The organism is Cupriavidus sp. Met-2 (assembly GCF_049843575.1).
Lineage (GTDB): Bacteria > Pseudomonadota > Gammaproteobacteria > Burkholderiales > Burkholderiaceae > Cupriavidus > Cupriavidus metallidurans.
On record NZ_JBBHZL010000009.1, the window covers coordinates 198,716 to 220,006 of the forward strand.

General features: G+C 63.1%; 21 protein-coding genes. 7 read left to right on the forward strand and 14 right to left on the reverse strand.

Annotated features, from left to right (window positions below; genetic code table 11):
- Window positions 1-19: 19 nt before the first annotated feature.
- Window positions 20-670 (reverse strand): carbonic anhydrase, encoded by a 651-nt coding sequence (locus tag WD006_RS19775; protein ID WP_029308789.1) that lies wholly within the window; start codon window positions 668-670, stop codon window positions 20-22.
- A gap of 107 nt (window positions 671-777) precedes the next feature.
- Between WD006_RS19775 and cynR the strand changes: the two genes are divergently transcribed.
- Window positions 778-1,680, forward strand: coding sequence for a transcriptional regulator CynR (gene cynR / locus WD006_RS19780; protein WP_017513934.1), 903 nt, complete (start codon window positions 778-780; stop codon window positions 1,678-1,680).
- Here cynR and WD006_RS19785 read toward each other — a convergent pair.
- Complete coding sequence (locus tag WD006_RS19785) at window positions 1,649-2,968, reverse strand: MFS transporter (protein ID WP_011520014.1); 1,320 nt, start codon at window positions 2,966-2,968, stop codon at window positions 1,649-1,651. The genes cynR and WD006_RS19785 overlap by 32 nt on opposite strands.
- Before the next feature lie 149 nt (window positions 2,969-3,117).
- Between WD006_RS19785 and cyoA the strand changes: the two genes are divergently transcribed.
- The 4 genes from cyoA (at window position 3,118) to cyoD (ending at window position 7,326) form a co-directional block, all read left to right on the forward strand.
- A complete protein-coding gene (cyoA, locus tag WD006_RS19790; protein ID WP_011520015.1) occupies window positions 3,118-4,167 on the forward strand; it encodes a ubiquinol oxidase subunit II in 1,050 nt (349 codons plus the stop codon).
- A gap of 81 nt (window positions 4,168-4,248) precedes the next feature.
- Window positions 4,249-6,252, forward strand: a complete 2,004-nt coding sequence (cyoB, locus tag WD006_RS19795; protein WP_029308788.1) for a cytochrome o ubiquinol oxidase subunit I — start codon at window positions 4,249-4,251, stop codon at window positions 6,250-6,252.
- Complete coding sequence (gene cyoC / locus WD006_RS19800) at window positions 6,245-6,901, forward strand: cytochrome o ubiquinol oxidase subunit III (RefSeq protein ID WP_029308787.1); 657 nt, start codon at window positions 6,245-6,247, stop codon at window positions 6,899-6,901. Before cyoB ends, cyoC begins: the two co-directional genes overlap by 8 nt.
- Window positions 6,898-7,326: a cytochrome o ubiquinol oxidase subunit IV gene (gene cyoD, locus WD006_RS19805; RefSeq protein WP_029308786.1), complete on the forward strand. Its 429-nt coding sequence runs from the start codon at window positions 6,898-6,900 to the stop codon at window positions 7,324-7,326. Before cyoC ends, cyoD begins: the two co-directional genes overlap by 4 nt.
- An 18-nt stretch (window positions 7,327-7,344) precedes the next feature.
- Here cyoD and WD006_RS19810 read toward each other — a convergent pair whose 3' ends face one another.
- The 5 genes from WD006_RS19810 to WD006_RS19830 form a co-directional block, all read right to left on the reverse strand.
- On the reverse strand, window positions 7,345-8,886 hold the full coding sequence (locus WD006_RS19810) for a methyl-accepting chemotaxis protein (protein WP_011520017.1): 1,542 nt from the start codon (window positions 8,884-8,886) through the stop codon (window positions 7,345-7,347).
- Window positions 8,887-9,098: 212 nt separating this feature from the next.
- Complete coding sequence (locus tag WD006_RS19815; protein WP_017511611.1) at window positions 9,099-10,349, reverse strand: MFS transporter; 1,251 nt, start codon at window positions 10,347-10,349, stop codon at window positions 9,099-9,101.
- Between the two features lie 154 nt (window positions 10,350-10,503).
- On the reverse strand, window positions 10,504-11,274 hold the full coding sequence (locus WD006_RS19820; RefSeq protein ID WP_011520019.1) for a CDP-diacylglycerol diphosphatase: 771 nt from the start codon (window positions 11,272-11,274) through the stop codon (window positions 10,504-10,506).
- 21 nt (window positions 11,275-11,295) lie between these two features.
- Window positions 11,296-11,529, reverse strand: coding sequence for a hypothetical protein (locus WD006_RS19825; RefSeq protein ID WP_008643166.1), 234 nt, complete (start codon window positions 11,527-11,529; stop codon window positions 11,296-11,298).
- Between the two features lie 382 nt (window positions 11,530-11,911).
- Entirely contained in the window at window positions 11,912-12,901 is a 990-nt protein-coding gene (locus WD006_RS19830; RefSeq protein ID WP_029308784.1) for a Bug family tripartite tricarboxylate transporter substrate binding protein, read from the reverse strand.
- Between the two features lie 182 nt (window positions 12,902-13,083).
- Between WD006_RS19830 and WD006_RS19835 the strand changes: the two genes are divergently transcribed.
- On the forward strand, window positions 13,084-14,145 hold the full coding sequence (locus tag WD006_RS19835; RefSeq protein ID WP_029308783.1) for a phytoene/squalene synthase family protein: 1,062 nt from the start codon (window positions 13,084-13,086) through the stop codon (window positions 14,143-14,145).
- 20 nt (window positions 14,146-14,165) lie between these two features.
- Here the strand turns inward: WD006_RS19835 and WD006_RS19840 are convergent, their stop codons facing one another.
- The 6 genes from WD006_RS19840 to WD006_RS19865 all read right to left on the reverse strand — a co-directional run bounded on the left by WD006_RS19840 (window position 14,166) and on the right by WD006_RS19865 (window position 19,224).
- Window positions 14,166-15,236, reverse strand: a complete 1,071-nt coding sequence (locus tag WD006_RS19840) for a tetratricopeptide repeat-containing glycosyltransferase (RefSeq protein WP_029308782.1) — start codon at window positions 15,234-15,236, stop codon at window positions 14,166-14,168.
- A 153-nt stretch (window positions 15,237-15,389) separates the two neighbouring features.
- Window positions 15,390-16,592 (reverse strand): hypothetical protein, encoded by a 1,203-nt coding sequence (locus tag WD006_RS19845; protein ID WP_011520024.1) that lies wholly within the window; start codon window positions 16,590-16,592, stop codon window positions 15,390-15,392.
- Window positions 16,593-17,302: 710 nt separating this feature from the next.
- Window positions 17,303-17,626: a hypothetical protein gene (locus tag WD006_RS19850; RefSeq protein ID WP_011520026.1), complete on the reverse strand. Its 324-nt coding sequence runs from the start codon at window positions 17,624-17,626 to the stop codon at window positions 17,303-17,305.
- Between the two features lie 128 nt (window positions 17,627-17,754).
- Entirely contained in the window at window positions 17,755-17,892 is a 138-nt protein-coding gene (locus tag WD006_RS19855) for a hypothetical protein (RefSeq protein WP_011520027.1), read from the reverse strand.
- Window positions 17,893-17,983: 91 nt separating this feature from the next.
- On the reverse strand, window positions 17,984-18,730 hold the full coding sequence (locus tag WD006_RS19860) for a sulfite exporter TauE/SafE family protein (RefSeq protein WP_011520028.1): 747 nt from the start codon (window positions 18,728-18,730) through the stop codon (window positions 17,984-17,986).
- A gap of 98 nt (window positions 18,731-18,828) precedes the next feature.
- On the reverse strand, window positions 18,829-19,224 hold the full coding sequence (locus WD006_RS19865; protein WP_008643156.1) for an FKBP-type peptidyl-prolyl cis-trans isomerase: 396 nt from the start codon (window positions 19,222-19,224) through the stop codon (window positions 18,829-18,831).
- 171 nt (window positions 19,225-19,395) lie between these two features.
- On the opposite strand from WD006_RS19865, the gene trhA reads away from it, so the two are divergent.
- Window positions 19,396-20,013 carry a PAQR family membrane homeostasis protein TrhA gene (trhA, locus tag WD006_RS19870; RefSeq protein ID WP_029308781.1) on the forward strand — a complete coding sequence of 206 codons (618 nt, stop codon included), beginning with the start codon at window positions 19,396-19,398 and terminating at the stop codon, window positions 20,011-20,013.
- Between the two features lie 15 nt (window positions 20,014-20,028).
- On the opposite strand, the gene WD006_RS19875 is transcribed toward trhA, so the two are convergent.
- Complete coding sequence (locus WD006_RS19875) at window positions 20,029-21,276, reverse strand: CaiB/BaiF CoA transferase family protein (protein ID WP_011520030.1); 1,248 nt, start codon at window positions 21,274-21,276, stop codon at window positions 20,029-20,031.
- Between the last annotated feature and the right edge of the window lie 15 nt (window positions 21,277-21,291).

A 21,291-nucleotide genomic window follows, 5' to 3' on the forward strand; every position in this document is an offset into this window, starting at 1 on the left:
TACCTGCCAATCCCTGGCGTCAGGCAACCCGCTCCAGCGTGGCGGTGACATCAGGCTGTTCCCGCAGCGGCACGAACTTCCCGGTACGTCCTTCGAGGGCATCGATCTCACCGGTTTCGATGTCGTAGACCCAGCCATGCAGGTCGACACGCCCTTCGGCCAGCGCCTGCGCCACCGACGGATGCGTCCGCAGATGGTCAAGCTGCTCGATCACGTTCTCACGCACCATGTCGTCCACCCGTGCCCGGTCCGATGCGTGCGGACGGGCCAGACTGATCCGCCGGGCGCCGCTGGCATGTTCGAGCCACTCTTCGACAGCGGGCATGTGGTCCAGGCATTGGCAGGTGGCCACGGCCGTCATGGCCCCGCAATCGGAATGGCCACAGATCACGATGTCGCGCACCTTGAGCCCCGCCACCGCGTATTCGACGCTGGCGGACACGCCGCCTGGCTGCACCGCGTAGGCCGGGACGATATTGCCGGCGTTGCGGATCACGAACAGCTCCCCGGGCTCGCACTGTGTCAGCAACGCCGGCACGACGCGGCTGTCCGAACACGCGATGAACAACGTCTTGGGATTCTGCTGCGTGGCCAGGTGCTTGAACAACGCCGACCGCTTCGGGAATTCTTCCCGCTGGAACTTCAGAATGCCCTGGATCAGATCTTTCACGCCGACGCCCCCATCGTCATTGGATGGCTCCAGCATGGCGGCGAACAGCTATTGGGTCAAAGACCGGTTTATTATCCTCGTCATTGGCAACACCAATAGTTACCACCATGCTGCTGCGCCACGTTCGCTATTTCCTGGCCGTCGCCGACGCCGGCAACTTCACCCGAGCGGCCGAGGCACTCCATGTCTCCCAGCCGACACTGTCGCAGCAGATCCGCCAGCTCGAGGAATCACTCGGCGCGCCGTTGTTCGATCGCAGCGGCCGCACCGTGCGACTGACTGACGCCGGCGAGGCGTACTACGTGCACGCACGCCGCGCGCTGCAGGACCTCGAAGCCGGGCGACGCGCCATCCATGACGTGGGGGAACTCACGCGCGGCAACCTCCGGCTGGCGATCACGCCGACGTTCACGCCCTATCTGGTGGCGCCGCTGATCGTGGCGTTTAACTCGGCGTATCCGAATATCACGCTGAGTCTGCGCGAAATGCCACAAGAGCGCGTGGAGCCATTGCTGGCCGATGACGAGGTCGATATCGGCATCGCCTTCGACGATATCCATCTGCCCGATCTGGACGCCACACCGTTGATGGAGGAACCGCTGGCCTACATGGTCGGCGCCACACACGCGCTGGCGCGCCGACGCACGGCACTGCGCGCCGACGTGCTCGCGGCGCAATCCATGGCCATGCTGACGCGGGAATTTGCCACACGGGGTTATATCGCCCGCTACTTCGGGGCGCTAGGGATCGAGCCGCGTATCACGTTCGAGGCCAACTCGGTCAGCGCCGTGCTTGACGCCGTGCGCAGCGGACGCCACGCCACGGTGCTGCCGGCGGCCATTGCCGCCGGACATCCGGATCTGTGCGTCCTCAAGCTGGAACTGCCGCTGCCGCCGCGCCGTGCCGCGCTACTGCAACGGCGTGGCGCCTATCGCACTGCCGCGGCGCGCGCGTTCGTGGCATTTGCGCTCGATGAGGTCAATCGTCGGGGGTCCCCAGCGCACGGTTGATCCGCAGCGCCACCAGCGTTCCCACCACCCCAGACAGCAGATACAGACTAACCGCGACCAGACCGAACAGCGACGACAGTCCCAGCGCTACCAGTGGCGCAAATGCGGCGCCGAACAGCCACGCGAAATCGGTCGTCAGCGCGGCGCCCGTATAGCGATAGCGGGTCTCGAAGTTCGACGTCACCACGCCAGCCGCCTGCCCGTACGACAAACCCAGCAGGCCGAAGCCGATCAGGATGAACAGGTTCTGGCCGGTCGCGCCGCCATCGAGCAGCCACGGACTGAACAGGCTAAAGATGCCAATCAAGACGGCCATTGTCGCCAGCGTGGTACGCCGGCCGATGCGGTCGGCAAGCCAGCCGGAGATCAACGTGCCGATGAACGCAATGACCGCACCCACGATCTGGACCGCGAGCACGTCTGTGATGTTCTGCGTCTTGTGCAGGCTCACCCATGACAGCGGAAACACGGTGACGAGGTGGAACAGCGCATAGCTGGCCAGTGCCGCGAAGGCGCCGAGGAAGATGTTGAAGCCCTGCGCATTGACCATCTGCAGCGTGCTGATTGGCTCGAGTTCATCCTCCTCGAGCAGTCGGGTGTATTCATGCGTGACCACCAGGCGCAGCCGCGCGAACAGCGCCACCACGTTGATGGCGAAGGCCACATAGAACGGATAACGCCACCCCCAATCGATGAACTCTTCCGGCGTCAGGCTCGAGCGCAGGAACAGGAACAACGCACCCGCCACGATGAAGCCAGTCGGCGCGCCAAGCTGCCCCACCATCGCGTACCACCCGCGCTTGTTTTCCGGCGCATTGAGCGCCAGCAGCGACGGCAGGCCATCCCACGAACCGCCAAACGCAATGCCCTGCAGGAAGCGGAACAGCGCCAGCAGGTAGATGGCCGAACTGCCGATCGACGCATATGACGGCAGGAACGCGATACCCACCGTGGCGGTGCCGAGCAGGAACAGCGAGGCCGTCAGCTTGATGCCGCGGCCCCAGCGTCGCTGGATTCGCATGAACAGCGTCGTCCCGAACGGCCGTCCGACGAATGCGAAGGAGAAGATCGCGAAGCTGTAGAGCAGACCGGCCAACTCGCTCGCAAACGGGAAGTAGACCGATGGGAAGACGAGCACCGAGGCGATGCCATACGTGAAGAAGTCGAAGTACTCGGAGGCGCGCCCGATCACCACGCCTGTAGCGATCTCGGCTGGCGCCACGTCATGATGACCGGGAGCCGGAGGTGCAGTGGGCGACGCGCGATGCTGGTGGGACAGACTGGCCATCGTGGAGTCTCCTTGATGTGCGAGAGGAGGATGTCGTACTGCACTTAAAGTCCCGCAATCACAAGAATAGCGCCTAAACTGCAACTGGAAATCGAAAGATCGTTGGGGCCACCCCAATGCGACGTTAACCAGACGCCACTTCCGAGACCATGCCACGCTTCGATGCAGCAGTGACACCCATCAGGGTGACGGGAAGGTTGCTTTTGCGTTTTACCGCAATCGCGCTATTGGCGAGTCTGGCCGGGTGCAACGCTGTGCTGCTTTCGCCATCCGGCGATATGGCCATGCGCCAGCGTGACTTGATCATCATCGCCACATGTCTGATGCTGCTGATCATCGTCCCGGTGATCTTCCTCACGTTGCTGTTCGCGTGGCGATACCGCGAGAGCGCCCCCGATTCCCCGTACAACCCCGAGTGGGACCACTCCACGGTGCTCGAATTGGCGATCTGGGCCGCACCGCTGCTGATCATCATCGCGCTCGGCGCGGTGACGTGGGTCAGCACCCATCAGCTCGATCCCTACCGGCCACTGACACGACTCGACGAAGGCCGCCCCGTTCCCACCGAGGTGAAACCGCTCACGGTGGAAGTCGTGGCGCTGGACTGGAAGTGGCTGTTCCTGTATCCCGAACAAGGCATTGCCACGGTGAACGAACTGGCCGCGCCGGTCGATCGCCCGATCGCCTTCCGGATCACCGCCACCTCGGTGATGAACGCCTTCTTCGTGCCTTCGCTGGCCGGCATGGTCTACGCCATGCCTGGCATGGAAACCAAGCTCCATGCGGTGATCAACAAACCCGGCATCTATGACGGCTTCTCGTCCAACTACAGTGGCGCGGGCTTCTCGCATATGCGGTTCAAGTTCCACGGCATGTCGAGCGAGGACTTCGATCGCTGGATCGCGCAGGCCAAGTCATCGGGAAGCACCCTGTCGAAGGACGCCTACCTGAAGCTGGCCCAGCCCAGCGAACGTGAGCCGGTGCAACGCTATGCGAGCGTGGCGCCCGAACTCTACGACCAGATCCTGAACCGTTGCGTGGATGGCGGCGCCTGCATGGCCGACACCATGGCGCTCGATCGCAGCCGCGGCAAGTTCGACCCGTCCGGCGAAATCTGCACGGCAAGCAACACACCGGTCGATTCGCCGCTGTTTGCGCCGGACGTCGTGCTCAACGACGGTAGACGACTGCTGCGGTGAAGCGGGGATTCGCCCCCATTTTTCCGGTTCCCGCCAATCATCATCGGTCAATTTTGGCCAACACAGGCCCAGGTGACAAACATGCCCGAGCGCTCCGAACTCGCCAACCTGATTTTCGGCCGACTGTCATGGGAGGCCATTCCCTACCATGAGCCGATCCTGATCGCCACCTTCGCCGCCGTGGCGATAGGCGGACTGGCACTGGTGGCGCTGCTGACGTACTTCCGCGCGTGGGGCTATCTCTGGCGAGAGTGGTTCACCAGCATCGACCACAAGAAGATCGGCATCATGTACATCGTGCTGGGCATCGTGATGCTGCTGCGTGGCTTTGCCGATGCGGTCATGATGCGGATGCAGCAGGCCGTCGCGTTCGGCGACAACGCCGGGTTCCTGCCACCTCACCACTACGACCAGATCTTCACCGCGCACGGCGTGATCATGATCTTCTTCGTGGCTATGCCGCTGGTCACCGGGCTGATGAACTTTGTCATGCCGTTGCAGATCGGCGCGCGCGACGTGGCATTCCCGTTCCTCAACAACTTCAGCTTCTGGATGACCACGGGCGGCGCGATTCTGGTCATGATGTCGCTGTTCGTAGGCGAATTCGCGCGCACCGGCTGGCTGGCCTATCCTCCGCTGTCGGGCATCCTCCACAGTCCCGACGTTGGCGTGGATTACTACATATGGGCGCTACAGATAGCGGGGGTGGGGACACTGTTATCAGGGATCAACCTGCTGGTCACCATCGTCAAGCTGCGCGCCCCTGGTATGACGCTGATGCGGATGCCGATCTTCACGTGGACGTCGCTGTGCACGAACGTGCTGATCATCGCCGCCTTCCCGGTACTGACCGCCGCGCTGGCGCTGCTGGCGCTGGATCGCTACGCCGGCACGAACTTCTTCACAGCCGACCAGGGCGGCAGCGCGATGATGTACGTGAACCTGATCTGGATCTGGGGTCACCCCGAGGTCTACATCCTGGTATTGCCGGTGTTCGGTGTGTTCTCGGAAGTGGTGGCCACGTTCGCGCGCAAGCGCCTGTTCGGCTACGCGTCGATGGTCTATGCGACGGTGGTGATCACCGTGCTCTCCTACCTGGTCTGGCTGCACCACTTCTTCACGATGGGCTCCGGCGCCAGCGTCAATTCGTTCTTCGGGATCACGACGATGATCATCTCGATCCCGACCGGCGCCAAGATCTTCAACTGGCTGTTCACGATGTACCACGGCAAGATCCGCTTCGAGCCACCGATGCTGTGGACGGTCGGCTTTATGGTCACGTTCGTGATCGGCGGCATGACCGGCGTGCTGCTGGCAGTGCCTCCGGCGGACTTCTCGCTACACAACAGCCTGTTCCTGATCGCCCACTTCCATAACGTAATCATCGGCGGCGTGCTGTTCGGGCTGATGGCCGGCATCACGTACTGGTTCCCCAAGGCATTCGGCTATCGCCTGGTGTCGTCGTGGGGCAAGGCGTCGTTCTGGTTCTGGTTCGTCGGCTTCTACTTCGCGTTCATGCCGCTGTACTGGCTCGGCCTGCTCGGCGTGACCCGCCGCATGAACCATTTCGACGATCCGTCGCTGCAGATCTGGTTCCAGATCGCCGCGTTCGGCGCGTTGCTGATCGCCATCGGCATCGCCTGCTTCCTGATCCAGCTCGTGGTGAGCTTCATGCGCCGCGAGGAACTCCGCGACACCACCGGCGACCCCTGGGGCGGCCGCACGCTCGAATGGTCGACCTCGTCGCCGCCGCCGCAGTACAACTTCGCATTCACGCCGGTCGTGCACGACACCGATGCCTGGTGGCACATGAAACACAACGGCTTCCAGCGGCCGCAGCAAGGCTTCATCCCGATCCACATGCCGAAGGGCACGGCGGCCGGCATCGTACTGGCCGGGCTCTCCACGATATGCGGCTTCGCGTTGATCTGGCACATCTGGTGGTTGGTCATCGCGTCGTTCGCGGCCACGATCATTGCAGCGATCATCCATACCTTCAACTACAAGCGCGACTACTACATTTCGGCAGAGCAGGTGGTCCGGACTGAAGCGGCGCGCACCCAACTGATGGCCGGCCATGGTTGACACGACCCTACCCCTGCACGCGCACGGCACGGCCGATGCGGACCAAGCGCCCCCCGGCGGCTATCAGTTCTACCTGACCGAGGAGGTACATCCTCAGAACGGCACGCTGCTCGGGTTCTGGCTCTACCTGATGAGCGACTGCCTGATATTCGCGTGCCTGTTCGCCGCCTACGGGGTGCTGGGGCGCGAGTACGCGGGGGGACCGAGCGGCGCCGAGCTGTTCGAGCTACCACTGGTGGCGCTGAACACCTCGTTCCTGCTGATATCGTCGATCACGTATGGCTTCGCCATGCTGCAGATGCAGCAGAACCGCGTCGCCAGCACGCAGATCTGGCTGGCCGTCACCGGCGTGTTCGGCGCGGCGTTCCTCGCGGTGGAACTCTACGAGTTCGCGCACCTGATCCATGAGGGAGCCGGCCCGCAACGCAGCGCGTTCCTGACATCGTTCTTTTCGCTGGTGGGCACGCACGGGCTGCACGTGACGTTCGGCATCATCTGGCTGATCGTCCTGATGACGCAGGTGGCGCGGCACGGACTGATCACGGCGAACAAGCGCAGGCTGATGTGCCTGTCGATGTTCTGGCACTTTCTCGACGTCGTGTGGATCGGCGTCTTTACCTTTGTCTACCTGATGGGGTCGCTGCCATGAGCGCGCAAAACCACGCGATGGATGGCCACGGGCATGGCCATGAGCACGAAGAAGAAGTGGGGCCGCACGCCACACTGGGTGGCTATCTGACGGGCTTCGTGCTGTCGGTGTTCCTGACAGCGGTGCCGTTCTGGCTGGTGATGGGCAAGGTGTTCGAAAAGTCGTCCACCACCGCCATCGCCATCCTGCTGATCGGCGCGGTGCAAATCGTGGTGCACATGATCTACTTCCTGCACATGAACGCCAAGTCGGAAGGCGGCTGGAACATGCTTTCCCTGATGTTCACGCTGACACTGGTCGTGATCACGCTGACCGGATCGCTATGGGTGATGTTCCACCTGAACAGCAACATGATGCCGCAGATGCGGCACACGCAGCAGGCGGCGGAATCGGGTGGCACGATCGTGCCACCCAGAACCAAATAGCAAGATAGCCGGGGGACTTCAGGCGGCCAGGCGGAACGTCGCCACCGCTTCCTTGAGCCGCTGGGCCTGCTCTTCGAGCGAGCCCGCGGCCGCCGCAGCCTGTTCCACCAGCGCCGCGTTCTGCTGCGTGACGGTGTCCATCTGCGTCACGGCCTGATTGACCTGCTCGATGCCGGCGCTCTGCTCGACCGACGCCGCGCTGATTTCGCCCATGATGTCGGTCACGCGCTTCACCGCGCTGACGATCTCTTCCATCGTCTGGCCAGCCTGCGCCACCAGTTGCGAGCCACGTTCGACGCGATCGGCCGAATCTCCGATCAATGACTTGATCTCCTTTGCCGCCGTCGCGCTGCGCTGCGCGAGGCTGCGCACCTCGCCCGCCACCACGGCAAAGCCCCGGCCCTGTTCCCCGGCGCGCGCGGCTTCAACTGCCGCGTTCAGCGCCAGGATGTTGGTCTGGAACGCGATGCCTTCAATCACCGAGATGATCTCGACCACCTTGCGTGAGGCGGCATTGATCTCGTCCATCGTGTGCACCACCTGGCCCACGACCTCGCCGCCCTGCGTGGCCACGTCGGAGGCATTGACCGCCAGACCGCTGGCCTGCTTCGCGCTGTCAGCGTTCTGGCGCACGATGCTGGTCAGTTCTTCCATGCTCGACGCGGTCTCCTGCAGCGACGACGCCTGCTCTTCCGTCCGTTGCGAAAGGTCGGTATTGCCGGCGGCAATCTGGCTCGTGCCGGTGGCAATCGCCTCGGTGCCTTTGCGCACTTCCTTGACGATGCCAAGGATGTTCTCATTCATCTCGCGCAACGCCGCCAGGAGCTGGCCGGTTTCGTCACGGCTATCCACGTCGATGCGGCCGGTCAGGTCGCCAGCGGCCACGGTCCGGGCAAAGCCAACGGCACGATGCAACGGGCGCGTGATGCCGATGGTCAGCCACCATGCGAATGCCACACCAATTGCCAATGCAATCACGCCAAGCGCAATCAACCCATTGCGCGCGCTCTCGTAGATCCGGTTGATCTCCTCGGCCGTGGCGTCGATGGACGTGCGCTGGATGTCCAACAGCTTCTGGATCTCAACCAGGTAGGCGTCACCGGCCGGTACGAACTCGGTCTCCAGCACCTTGATGGCATCCTCGGCCTGTCCGTCCTGCTTTAGCTTGGCGATCTTGTCGCGCGACTCGTTGTAGGGATTGCGTACGACCAGAATTCGCTCGAAGGCCGCCTTTTCCGCGTCGGACGTCAGCATCGGCTTTATCTTGTCGCGCATCGCGGCAATCGTTTCGGCCGAGGTTTTGGTCTCGGCGGCGAAGAACTGGCCAAGCGAGGGGTCGCTGCTGCGCGTGATGGCCGTGGTACGGCGCACGCTGGCGTACATCAGGCGATACCAGTCGCTGACGATGCGCTCCTTGGCGAGCGGCTGCTGCATCATCGCGTGCGTGCGGCCCGCGACATCTTCCAGACGCACCACGCCCAGAACCGTCATGAATGTGGACAACAGCAAGACCACGCCGAAGCCGATGCCAAGGCGTACACCAATACCAAGATTCTTCATGCCTTCTTCTACCTGATTGACTGGTTGGCGGCTGACTGACCGCACGCGGTGGCGGCCGATCACTGCTTTGCCTGCGGCGCAACTGGGTATGCGCTCGAACGGACATGGGAAAAGCTAACGGCAGTCAGTACAGGAACTTGAGAAGAATCAGGGAAAATGCGAATTGCGGGCGTTGCCCGGATGCCGGACCACCCGCAAGGTCTCTGGCGCGATCAACGTCGCGGCGCAGGCGCCGAAATGGGGCTGAAGTAGTACGGCACCAGTGAAAGCGCCACCACCACCACGGCGGAGAGAAAGATCGCCGAGTAGGTATGGGCGACAGGCCAGTCGCGCAGATGACCGACGTTGGCAATCAGGCCGAATCCCCACGACGTAAGCGCCGAGCCCAGGAACACGAACGTGTTGAGCAGGCCGAGACCCCGGCCACGCGCAGGCGCGGGAATCAACGCACGCCCTTGCGCCATCACCAGCGGATGAAGCATGCCGATCGTCGACAGCAGCGCCATCATGCCAACGCCGCTGGCCACCCCTGCATCGGGCCAGATCGTCAGCGCGATACCGCCGGCGGTTGCCAGGCATCCCCATATGCCAATCGCCGCCTTGAGCGAACTGCGCCGGACAAGCACCGGCAACGCAAACGCGGTGAGAAAGCCGGCCAGGCTCAGCAGCATCAGCGCCATCCCGCGCGTGCCGGCCTGGAGGCCGAACACGTCGGCCAGATATGGACCGCTCCATGCATTGCGGAAACCGGTGCCGGCGGACATCGCCACGCATAGCGGAATCAGCGTCCATAGCGGCCAGTATCCGAGCAGCTTGCCGCTCTCGACCAGCATCGCGCTCATGGGCGCCTGACGCGCCTGCTCGTGACCGTCATCGCGAACAAAACGCCATACGCCGTAGCAAGCGACCACCATGCAGACCGCCGCGAGCGCCATGGCGGGGCGCCAGCCGACATGCTGCGAAGCCCAGCCCAGCGGAGCCGTGGCGCACAGTGCCCCGATCATGCCCAGCGCATTCGAGCGGCTGCCCACACGCATGTACTGTCGTTCCGAAAGCTGTTCCGACGCATAGTGCAGCAGGCCCATGAACACCGGCGCGCAGGCCAGCCCAAGGCCCATCTGCACCAGCATGGCCATGCCGGCATTGGGCGCGACCACGAAACCGATTGCCGACACGGCGCCGACACCGAGCAGCACGGCCGTGGGGCGGCCTACGCCGTAGCGATCGAAGGCGATGCCTACAGGGATCTGCGCGACGGCGAAAGCGAGGAAGAAGCAGGAAGATAGCGCGCCGAATCCCGCCGGGGACAGTCCGAAGTCATGCTGCAGTTCGGGCGCGATAACGGCGAGGCAGCTTCGATAGAACTGACTCAGGATGAATGCGAACGTCAACAGGGCGATGCCTCGCGACGTGTTTGTCTCCGCGGCTGCGGCGGTGCTTTCCTGTTGGAAAGTCGTATTCACTTTTGTCTCTTGCTGGAGGGGCTCGCGGGCTATTCTACGCGGGCACGTCCCTTGTAAGACGTCAGACGAAATGATCGGGGGAAACAAAGCGGCGAATATCGGCCATTTGTGCAACGGTCATCACCGCTACGTTCTGGCAGGCAGAATTTTTCGGCTACCGGCCTGGCTGCGCCCGGCCTAGCTTGCAGCCGCGATCCAGGAAATCGCTGGCATGGCCGTTTGCGCCGCCCGCCTTGTCGACTGGTTCATCGACCACAACGAAGCCGGCTTGGCCCTGCAAGGGACGAACATAGCCCAGGAATACGCCCCGGTCGGCGATCTTGCCGTCGGCGCCGAGGTCCTCGCGCACCACGTCGAACGGATCCACCGCAAGAACCGGATCGTCCGAGGGAATCAGCCTGACACGCACTGGCTTGCCGCGAAACGTCAGGCTGCGCCACTGCCTGTCGAACGCGCCGCTGGCAAGGAAGTCGCGCGCGCTTTCGCTGATGCAGTCCAGATGGATGTGAAGCTGATCCTGGCTGCGCGCCGCCCTCGCGTTGATGGCCAGCCCCAGGAGGGTGTCCGGCAGCGCGCGGCCAATGGCCTTGCCCACGATGTCGCGCGCGGCCCAGCCAAAGGCCCAGGCATTGTGCTCGCGATCGGACCAGACACGCGCGTCGTCGACGCCGCTGACCGGCCGCACGGGAATGACAAGGTAATGCGAGGCGCCAATCATGTCCTTGTAGAGGACAAAGCCCCGCTGGCGATCAACGATGACGCAATCGGAATGTGTGGGAGTAGCCGGTGTCAGGCAGCGCTCCTGGACGTTCTTCCAGAGGCTGTCGCGCGAAAATCCGCCGACCATGCGTTCGAGCAGGCCAGCGTCGGCACAAGCCTGCCCCGACGCAATCAGCGCCAGACACCACAGCAGCAGGCGTTTCACGGCGTCATGCGGGCGCTGGAATCAACGCGCGGTGCGTCCACCGTAATACGTGCCGTTGCGGGGATTCGATACCTGATAAGCATGGTTGCGCGCCCAGCGCTGGGCGGCGAGGAATGCTTCGGGTTCACGTTGACTCCACGCACTGACCATCAGCGGCGAGGCATCTTCCTCGGTATTGAGGTAGACCGCCGCGCGATGAAGTGCAGCTCGGTCAGGAGCTCCGGGAATCGTCGTGGTTCGAATCGTCACACGCATCAATACAATCCTTGAGGCCCAGATTCAGGAAATTATGCATAAGCACCCATGACATGGGAATGACCTCGATGCAGTAGTTTTGCGTAGGTGGACGGTTCTTTCCCCTTGCTGGCCATACGGCCGCGTCAGGCCTGGCTTTGCGGGTAGGCGCGGATTCCTCGGGCGTGGCGTGCACGCCACGCATGTACCGCACAGGGAACTCGGACGGATCTGCGCCTGAGGCAGGACACTGCCTTGTAGCCACGGGAAAACACTGATCCCAACTACGCGCAAGAGAAACAGCATACCTGACAAGCAGCGCCATCATCAGGAATTCGCCGCATCGGCGCGCCGACACCCAGGACAACGCGCCGACGGAGTGCTTCTTCAGGACTATGCCGAATCAGCTTTCGATCTTGAAGTTGGTTTCCTTCACCACTTGCTTCCAGCGATCGGTTTCCGCCTGGATCTCCTTGCCAAAGGCTTCCGGCGTGCTGTTGGCCATGACATAGTCATACTGCTTGAGCTTGGCGACCACGTCCGGCATCTGTTTTGCTTTTTCGACGTTCTGCGCCAGCGCGGTGACGATCTCCTTGGGCGTCCCCTTGGGTGCCAGCAGCCCTGCCCAGGAATTGAACTCCATGTCCTTGATACCCAGTTCCTTGAACGTAGGTACGTCTGGAAAAGACCCGGCGCGCTGCGGCAGAATAACCGCCAGCGCCTTGACGCGACCCGCCTTGATCAATTCCACTGCGGCAAAGGAGTCGAACGAAAAATCGACTTCCCCCGAAGCCACGGCCTGCATTTGCAGGCTTGTGCCTTTGTATTGCACATTGGTGACGTTCGGTGCATCGACCACGCGCTTGAACTGCTCGGTGATCAGGTTGATCATGCTGCTGCCGGACGAGGCCGCGAGCGGCTTGTCCGCTTTCCGGGCCAAAGCGATCAAGTCAGCCATGTTCTTGACCGGCAGATCCTTGCGCACGATGACGATAAAGCCAACATCGCACACCCGCGCCACCGGCGCAAAGCTGGACGCTGCCTCATATGGGGCCTTGTAGATCACGGGGCTTAGCGTTTGGGCGCCAGCGGTGTTGAACAACAGCGTATAGCCATCCGCCGCAGCACGGGCCACCTCGCCCGTACCGATGATGCCGTTGGCACCGCCCTTGTTCTCGATCACGAACGAGGCCTTCATCAGCTCCCCCACCTTTTGCATGATGAGGCGGGCAACCACATCGGTCGTGCCCCCAGCTGCAAAGGGCACAATCACGCGCACTGGTTTATTCGGGTATGCCGCTTGCGCGTAAGCCCATCGCGGCAGGCTACTTGCAGCGGCAGCTCCCACCAGGCTCGTCAGGAATTGGCGACGTTGGATACTGAGATTGTTCATGCTTTGTCTCCTTAGTACCGGTTATCCGGCCCGATGTGTTGTCATTTGAGAGAATGCATCACCTCATCGAGGTTCGATACTAGGTTTAATACGCGCAAGCTTGGCAGGGCCAAGTTGAGGCCAGACGAGTTCGTCAGCTTTGGCGGATACAATGCGCCGTCCCATCGTGCGATCACCATGCCATGCCAAATCCGAACCGGGCCTTTCTGCTCGGCCCGCTGCTGAAGGGGGTTTCCCGTTCGTTCTACCTGACGCTTCGCATCCTGCCCGAGGGCATGCGCGACCCCGTCGGCTTGGCCTATCTGCTGGCACGCGCCGCGGACACCATCGCGGATACCTCGCTGATTCCACCCGTGCAACGACTAGACCTGCTGCTGGCGCTACGGCAGCACGTCAACGGCACCCAGAACGACGGTTCGCTCGCGCAACGGCTGAGCGCGGAAGTTGCCAGCCAGCAAACCCAATCCGACGAGAAGGTACTGCTGGAATCGATCGGCCCCGCGCTTGGCGTGCTGAACCAGCTCGATGCATCTGATCGCACCGCCGTCCGCGGTATCGTCGATACGCTGACCGAAGGCATGGAATTCGACCTGCGCACGTTCCCCGACGAGCGCTCGGGCCAGGTGGCCGCGCTGCGGACGATGGACGAGCTCGATCGCTACACGTATCTCGTGGCCGGTTGTGTGGGGGAGTTCTGGACCACGATGACCTATGCCCACCAGCCGGGCACGCTGACGGCAGCGCCCGAGACGATGCTGCGCCGAGGTGTCCGCTTCGGCAAGGCATTGCAGATGGTCAATGTGCTGCGTGATTGCGGTAAGGATCTGCGCATCGGCCGGTGCTATCTGCCGACCGAGATCCTGGAGCGACATGGCATGACGCCACGCGACCTGATGGACCCGGCCAATGCGCTGCGCGCGCGGCCAATTCTGGACGAACTGCTGCATGTCTCGCTCGCGCATTTCCGCGAAGCGATGGCCTACACGTTCGCGATTCCACGCACGGCAATCCGGCTGCGGCTGGCCTGCCTGTGGCCGATCCTGATTGGCCTGGAGACGCTGCTGCTATTGGCCGGCAACAAGGCCTGGCCCGACCCCGCGCACGTCTCGAAGATCCCGCGCGGCAAGGTGTACCGGGTGCTTGTGCGCAGCACGGCAACGGTCATGTCGGACACGCTGCTGCGGCGCTGGATGGAAGACCTGATCGCGCAGATCGAGGCCAGCCTCGACGGTTCCACCCGATAGACGTTGCTTCGTCGGCAGCTTCAGCCCGGGACATCGCCGATTGCAAAGGCGAGGTTTCGCGTCACGCGATCGTGCTGCTCGCGCGGCAGGCGCGGATCGGCAAGCAGTTCGCGGCAGAGCCGCGCGCTTTCATCGCGTTCATTGCACCAGTACAGCGCAATCGACAGCTCGTCACGCGCGCGCCAGTCATAGACGGTCTGGTCCATGAAGAGCCGGTCATCGGGCTGGGCGATGCCGGTGGCAACACGCGCGAAGTCGCGGGCCAGGACATGGCGCTGCCGCAGCCTGAAATAGCGCGCGAGCTCGCAAGGCGCTTCGGCCCGTGTCGGCCGGTAGTTGTAGGCCTCGAGGTAGGCCTCGACGATGTCCCCGGGCGACGCTCCGCCGCCCTCCTTCAGCACCGCCATCTGCAACATCGAGTAATAGACTTCCTCATCCCACCCGCCCATGGTGGCGCGGTTCGCATAGGCGGCAATGGCCTTGTCCACCAGACCGCCATCACGATAGCTCTGGGCGAGATAGAACTGGTAACGCGTATTGCCGGAATCGGCTGCGAGTGCCTTCTCCAGTATCCCTGCGTCTTCCACGAACTTCCTGCCGCTCACGCGCCGTGCGCCGTCGTCGCCAATGCGATAGATCGCGTTCTTCAAGGTGTCGCGACTATACGGGCGGTTGCAGTCGATGTATTCGTGGGTCACGCCCGTATAGAAGAACCCGTGGCCCAGCCGGATCAGATGTGGCTGACTGTAGGTCAGCGAGCGAAACTGGACGGGCAGGTCATAGCAGTCGGCGGTCAGTTCGCCGAGTTCCGAAGCCTCGATGGTGTCGTCGGCATCGATCAGCAGCGCGTAGTCACCGTGCTTGGCCGCCAGCGCGAGCGCTTCATTGCGGTTGGTCGAGAAGTCCACCCATGGACGTTCGATCAGTTCACCTGGCAGGTCACCGAGCGTATTGCGAATAATGTCCTGTGTCCCGTCGGTCGACCCCGTATCCGAAATCGCCCAGGCGTGAATGTGCGGGCGCACCGCGCGCAGACAGCGCTCGATCACGGCGGCCTCGTTCTTGACGATCATCGACAGGCAGATTCGCATTGGCTTTGGTTCTCGGTGGAGACGGGTTGGCGATTTTCGGGCAATGGGGCGGGACATTGAACAGGCGGCGCAAGGGTTCGCACGAGACGGATGGGCCCGGAGCGATGCTCCGAGCCCATGACCCGCCATCAGCCTATCGATGCCCGCCTTCGATCACTGGCACGTCAGCGTGGCATAGACAGCGCCCGACCAGGTGTTAAACGGCGTAGTACCCGTCAACTGGACCTGTAGCACCTCCCCAGCGGAAGCCGCATAGGTGCCAGTCTGGGTCTGCGTACAGCTAGCTCCAGAGCTGTTGGCCTGGCACCGAAGCCCTGTTGACGTGACGGTTGTCGAGGGAGGCTGAATCTTGAAGACCTCCATCGCATAGGGTGCAGGCGGGATGCCCGCCACGGCCGTCGACAGCGTCAGTGTGCTGCAATTGATTGGCAGCAAGACGCCAAGATACGGCTGTGTGGCGATAGGGGTCAGACCCGACCCCGTCATGATGTAGGTGGCATTGCCAAAGGTCGTTCCATTGCCCACAACGAAATTCGCCGTATAGAGCGCAGGCCCGGTGGCCCCCGTGGCCCCCGTGGCACCAGTTGCCCCTGTGGCGCCCGTCGCACCCGTCGCGCCCGTGGTACCGGTGGGGCCCTGAATGCCCTGCACTCCTTGCGGCCCCGTGGGACCCGTCACACCTGAGGGACCCGTCACGCCCGTCGCACCTGTAGCCCCCGTAGCACCAGTCGGCCCTGCAGCACCGGCAGGGCCGGTGGGGCCCTGAATGCCCTGAATGCCCTGCGGTCCCGTCACGCCAGCGCCGGTGGCACCAGTAGCACCCGTCACACCGGTTGGTCCGGTGACCCCCTGGATGCCCTGCAGACCCGTGGCACCGGTAGCACCGGTAGCACCGGTAGCGCCGGTCGCACCAACCGCACCCGTTGCGCCGATCAGCGATTTGCCCGGCATCGGCCACGCTCCTGCCGCCTTCGGTCCGAACAGCGTGCTGGTGGCGGTGTTCAGGTAGAAGTCACCATCGTTGCCGTCGCTGGCAATCGGGTCACGCGTCCCATAGCGGATCAGCGTGCCTGCTGGCCCGATCAGCGATACGCCTGCGGACCAGGCGCTATTTGCCTTCGGGCCGAACAGCGTGGACGTGGCCGAATTGAGATAGAAATCACCGTTGACGCCAATACTGCTCGTGGGGTCGGTAACACCGGTATAAATCATGCTGCCGGCAGGCGTCGCCGCCGGCGTACTGGTGGGCGTGGCTGCCGCCGTGCCCGACTCCGAGGAATCGCCGCCGCACGCTGCCAGCGTGGCGGCAAGGCATGCCAAGGGGAGCACAGCCAGTTTCCGTTGGGTGTTTTTCATTGGTTCTTCTTGGATGATGTGGAAATGCTGCAAACGGAATCGCTGGCCGCGTCACAAGACGAGCTTTCGTGAAAGCAAAGCGGGTGTCGCTAGTTCGGACAGGACTCCGGGGCGCTTGAAGCGAACTGCCGGGGTACTGAAACTACGAAGAGGATGTCAATCCAGTCGGCGATGACGGCGTCGTAGAAGGCGCAGGCATGGAGAGGAGGGCGTGCGGTCGGGGCCGCCGTTGCGGGGCGGCATGATGTCAGGCACCTGCCACGGACATGAGCCGGGCAGCGTGCTGGTACCGCAGAAATTTCGTCACGCAGAACGCAAAATGCCGGGCGAGCGCTGCCCGGCCGACCTTGTTGGCGTGTTCAACCCGTTTCTCCCGTTCCCTGTTCGGTGACAGGGTGAATATTCTTTTGATTCTTTTTCTTGCTTGCCCGATTCGCCCGGGCGTTTTGTTGGCGTGCGCGACAGCGTCGGCGCAGTTATCGATGGACGGTGTCCAGCCCGGCAACATAATCGAACGATGTTGACAACACAACGAAAGAAGCGTTACACCCCGCTTCAGGGGGGTCAAGCTTCTAGCTTCGCCGCCGTCGGGCACCCTGTTCGGCTGCTGCCGGCGAACATTGGACCAAGGCTGTTCTCAGGACCCTGCGAAGGCCCCAAAAAAGAAGCCCCGCGAATGCGGGGCCTTGTTTCCAACCAGATCTTGTCACTCATTGGGTCGCCGCCGTCGGTGCGGCAGGCGCCTTCTTGTGAGACTTGCTCGACTTCTTGGCGGTGCTCTTGCTATCGGTCAGAGCTGATGACGTGCTCTGGTTCGCGCCCTGCGTGTAGGGATCGAACTTGTCGCCGGCCCGGGCGGCGTCGGGTGTATAGCCATCCTTGTTGCTCGTGCGCGCCGGGTCGGGCACATAGCCGTCCTTGTTAGTCGTATGCATGTCGTAGTCATAGCGATCAGAGGGACTTGCCGGTCCCGCCGCAAACGCCAGCCCGGGTACAAAGACTGCAACTGCCACTGCAATGGTGAGTGCCTTCATCGGGATTCTCCTGCGGGAACGGTTGAGACCATCGTGCGATGAGTACGCACAATCCATCACCAAGCCTATGCCGCGGGCATCGAAAATGCCATGAACCGATGGTGTTAACGCGATGCGTGCGCAAGCCCTCAGGGACGCAGCAGATCGAAGCCAGCCAGCGCGATCACGCCGCTCAGCGCATCCGTGGCCATGGAACCCTGGCCCAGGATCAGGACGGCGGCCGCAGCCCACGTGGTGGCACAGAAGAGATAGAAGCGCTTGTTCATGGTGAAGCCGATCACTTGCTGCGGGCAAAAGAAGGACGTCAATATAAACCCTGATATCCACCCACGACAAAGCGCCTAATACAGCTCTTTCTTAAAGCTTCGGGATTGCCGCGACCAGCATGGCAATACCCGAGCAGGTCAGCAGCGTCAGCACGATGCGCCGGAACGCGATGTCGCTGATACCAATGTAGACCCGCGTGCCGAGCAATGTGGGAATCAGCATGGCCGGGGCCACGATGGCGAACATCGGCAACATGTCGCGCGTGATGATGCCGGTGCCCACATACACGGCCATCGTCACCAGCAATGCGCCGAGGTTGAAGTTCTGGATCACCACCCGCTGCTTGTCCTTGTCGAAGCCTCGCAGCGTGCACCAGAGCGTTGGCGCAATGCCGGTGAACCCGCCGATGCCACCCATGATGCCGCCGATGGCGCCGACCACGGCATCGGCCAGCCGGCCGCCACGGCGGATCGGCGGAATGCGGTTCGAGAACAGCATGATCGGGCACCAAATCACCAGGACGATGCCAAGGCACAGCTTGAACAGATGGACGTCGAGGCGGGGCAGGATGCTGACCCCGATGGGAATGCCGACGATGCCGCCCAGCAGGAACGGCAGCACGGTGGCCAGATGGAACTTGCGGCGCACGGTGAAGGCTGCAAGCAGTTGGCCGGTCAGCGCGCCGAACACGGACATCGCCGAAGCCAGGCGTGGTTCGACGCCCCAGGCCCAGAATGACATGGCCACCATGCCAAACGCGAAGCCAGACAGGCCCTGCACAAATCCGGCAACGATGGCGCCGAGGGCGACGATAAGAAAGACCGAGTCTACCGGCATGTTCTTGTTCTTATGGTTTGCGCCCCGTTCCCGGTCTATACACGGGGAAACGGGGGTGGAGCGAGAGCCGGCCCTGAATCCGCCGGCCCCTTCAATCGTCAGCCGCCAATCCCCAGCAGCTCCACTTCAAAGTTCAGCGTCGCGTTCGGCGGGATCGTGCCCGGCACGCCGCGCTCGCCGTAGGCCGTGGAGGCCGGGCAAGTCAGCTTGGCCTTGCCGCCGACCTGCATCTTCTGCACGCCCTCGGTCCAGCACGGGATCACGCGGTTCAGGGGGAACGAGATCGGCTGGCCGCGCTTGTAGGAGCTGTCGAACTCCTTGCCGTCGGTCAGCGTGCCGCGGTAGTGGACCTTGACCGTATCCGTTGCTTTCGGCGAAGCGCCGGTGCCCTTGGTCACATGCTCGATCACCACGCCGGACGGCAGCGTTTCAGCCTGCGCGATACCTGCGGCGCCCAGCGCCACGGCGGCGAGGATCAGGGAGAGTTTCTTCATGGGATATTCGTCGTGTCAGGTTCTCGGGAGTGACGCCTACGCCAGGCAAACCCGGTGCGGACGCCAGCCGGCAAGTGTACATGACCCTGTTGTTTGCGCGGATCGGCCTGCACGCCGGGCGATCCGTGACAGAATGGCCACTTGTCCACAGCGCGGACGGAGGCATTGGGGATGTATCGCGGCGAACGGTTCAACGGATATAGCCACCTGGCAGGAGCGGTGCTCTCGGCGGCTGGCATGGCGGTGCTAGTCACTTCATCGGCACTCCACAGCGACACCTGGAAGGTCGTCAGCTCCGTCGTCTATGGCACCACGCTGGTGCTGCTCTACACGATCTCCACCGTCTACCACAGCGTTCGCGGCCCCGCGAAGGACATCTTCCGCCGCCTCGACTATTGCGCGATCTACCTGCTGATCGCCGGCAGCTATACCCCGTTCGCATTGGTCACATTACGTGGCCCCTGGGGCTGGACCCTGTTCGGCGTCAACTGGGGGCTGGCCGTGGCCGGCATCATTCAGGAACTCTGGATCGGCCATCGCACCCGCATCTTCTCGCTGGCCATCTACGTGATCATGGGCTGGCTGGTGCTGATCGCGTTCGGCCCGCTGGCGGCGGCCCTGCCGCCCGTAGGCCTGTACTGGCTCGTGGCCGGCGGCGCCATCTACACTGCCGGCATCGGCTTCTTCCTGTTCGACGAGAAGGTGCGCCACTTCCACGGCATCTGGCACCTGTTCGTGCTGGGCGGCAGCATGTGCCAGTTCATCAGCATCCTGTTCTACGTCGGGTAAGCGCCCGATACCCACCTATATCTCGGTCACGGTCGCCGCCGATGCGGCCGTCTCCGTGACCACGCCGGCTTCGAGCATCGCCTCGATCTCCGCCTCGCCATAACCGCATTCCGCCAGCAACGTCCGCGTATGTTCGCCCAGCCTCGGTGACGGGCGATGGTACTGCGCCGGCGTTTCCGATAGCTGTATCGGCAGCCCCAGCGTCCGGATCGGCCCGGCTTCCGCGTGCTGTTGCCGTACCACCATGCCACGCGCCAGCGTCTGCGGATGGTTCAGTGCCTCGCCAATCGAATGCACGGGTCCGGCCGGGACGCCCGCTGCATCGAATGCCGCCAGCCAGTCAGCGGACGGGCGCGTCATCAGGATGCCGGCCATCTCCGGAAGCAACGTGTCGCGATGACGCATCCGGTCGGCGTTGCGCCGAAAACGTGGGTCTTCGACCCATTCCGGATGTCCGAGAACCTGTGCGATACGCGCCCAGTTCTTCTCGTTCGCGCCGCCAACGATGATATGGCCGTCCTGCGTCGGAAATGCCTGGTATGGCGTGGCCAGCACGTGCGCCGACCCGCTCGGCCCCGGCGACTCGCCCGTGGCGAAATGGATCGCCGCGTGCCAGTAGAGCTGCTGCAGGCCGGCCTCGATCAGCGACGTTTCCACGATCTGCCCGCGCCCGGTCTTCTGCCGATGCTGATACGCGGCAAGAATGCCGAACGCCGCCAGGATGCCCGCATTGATATCGGCGATGGAATTCCCGGTGCGCAGCGGCGGCCCGCCCTCCTCGCCCGTAATGCTCATAAGCCCTGTGTAACCCTGCGCGATCAGATCGAAGCCTCCCTTGTCCGCGAACGGCCCGGTGCGGCCATAGCCCGAGATCGCGCAATAAATCAGGCCCGGGTTCTCGCGCGACAGCGTGTCGTAGCCAAGCCCGAGCTTCTCCAGCGTGCCCTTGCGGAAGTTCTCAATCACCACGTCGGCGTTGCGCACCATGCGCAGGAACACCTCGCGGCCTTCGGGTGTCTTCAGGTCAAGGGCGATGCCGCGCTTGTTGCGGTTCAGCATCAGGAACGGCGCCGACACGCCGTTGATGGTCGGCTCGCGATAGCCACGCGCGTCGTCGCCACCATCGATCTTCTCGATCTTGATCACGTCGGCGCCGAGATCGGCCAGCATCATGCCGCAGGTGGGCCCGGCCATGATCTGCGCGAGTTCCAGCACACGCAGGCCGGACAACGCACCCGGCGCGATTGCAGGGGAATCGGACATCGGTCTGCTCCCAGG

Bases quoted from the DNA above. Each gene is read 5' to 3' on its own strand.
- cynR (WP_017513934.1), top strand. From the start codon at position 778: ATGCTGCTGCGCCACGTTCGCTATTTCCTGGCCGTCGCCGACGCCGGC.
- WD006_RS19785 (WP_011520014.1), bottom strand. From the start codon at position 2,968: ATGGCCAGTCTGTCCCACCAGCATCGCGCGTCGCCCACTGCACCTCCG.
- cyoA (WP_011520015.1), top strand. From the start codon at position 3,118: ATGCCACGCTTCGATGCAGCAGTGACACCCATCAGGGTGACGGGAAGG.
- cyoB (WP_029308788.1), top strand. From the start codon at position 4,249: ATGCCCGAGCGCTCCGAACTCGCCAACCTGATTTTCGGCCGACTGTCA.
- cyoC (WP_029308787.1), top strand. From the start codon at position 6,245: ATGGTTGACACGACCCTACCCCTGCACGCGCACGGCACGGCCGATGCG.
- cyoD (WP_029308786.1), top strand. From the start codon at position 6,898: ATGAGCGCGCAAAACCACGCGATGGATGGCCACGGGCATGGCCATGAG.
- WD006_RS19810 (WP_011520017.1), bottom strand. From the start codon at position 8,886: ATGAAGAATCTTGGTATTGGTGTACGCCTTGGCATCGGCTTCGGCGTG.
- WD006_RS19825 (WP_008643166.1), bottom strand. From the start codon at position 11,529: ATGCGTGTGACGATTCGAACCACGACGATTCCCGGAGCTCCTGACCGA.
- WD006_RS19830 (WP_029308784.1), bottom strand. From the start codon at position 12,901: ATGAACAATCTCAGTATCCAACGTCGCCAATTCCTGACGAGCCTGGTG.
- WD006_RS19835 (WP_029308783.1), top strand. From the start codon at position 13,084: ATGCCAAATCCGAACCGGGCCTTTCTGCTCGGCCCGCTGCTGAAGGGG.
- WD006_RS19840 (WP_029308782.1), bottom strand. From the start codon at position 15,236: ATGCGAATCTGCCTGTCGATGATCGTCAAGAACGAGGCCGCCGTGATC.
- WD006_RS19845 (WP_011520024.1), bottom strand. From the start codon at position 16,592: ATGAAAAACACCCAACGGAAACTGGCTGTGCTCCCCTTGGCATGCCTT.
- WD006_RS19850 (WP_011520026.1), bottom strand. From the start codon at position 17,626: ATGAAGGCACTCACCATTGCAGTGGCAGTTGCAGTCTTTGTACCCGGG.
- WD006_RS19855 (WP_011520027.1), bottom strand. From the start codon at position 17,892: ATGAACAAGCGCTTCTATCTCTTCTGTGCCACCACGTGGGCTGCGGCC.
- WD006_RS19860 (WP_011520028.1), bottom strand. From the start codon at position 18,730: ATGCCGGTAGACTCGGTCTTTCTTATCGTCGCCCTCGGCGCCATCGTT.
- WD006_RS19865 (WP_008643156.1), bottom strand. From the start codon at position 19,224: ATGAAGAAACTCTCCCTGATCCTCGCCGCCGTGGCGCTGGGCGCCGCA.
- trhA (WP_029308781.1), top strand. From the start codon at position 19,396: ATGTATCGCGGCGAACGGTTCAACGGATATAGCCACCTGGCAGGAGCG.
- WD006_RS19875 (WP_011520030.1), bottom strand. From the start codon at position 21,276: ATGTCCGATTCCCCTGCAATCGCGCCGGGTGCGTTGTCCGGCCTGCGT.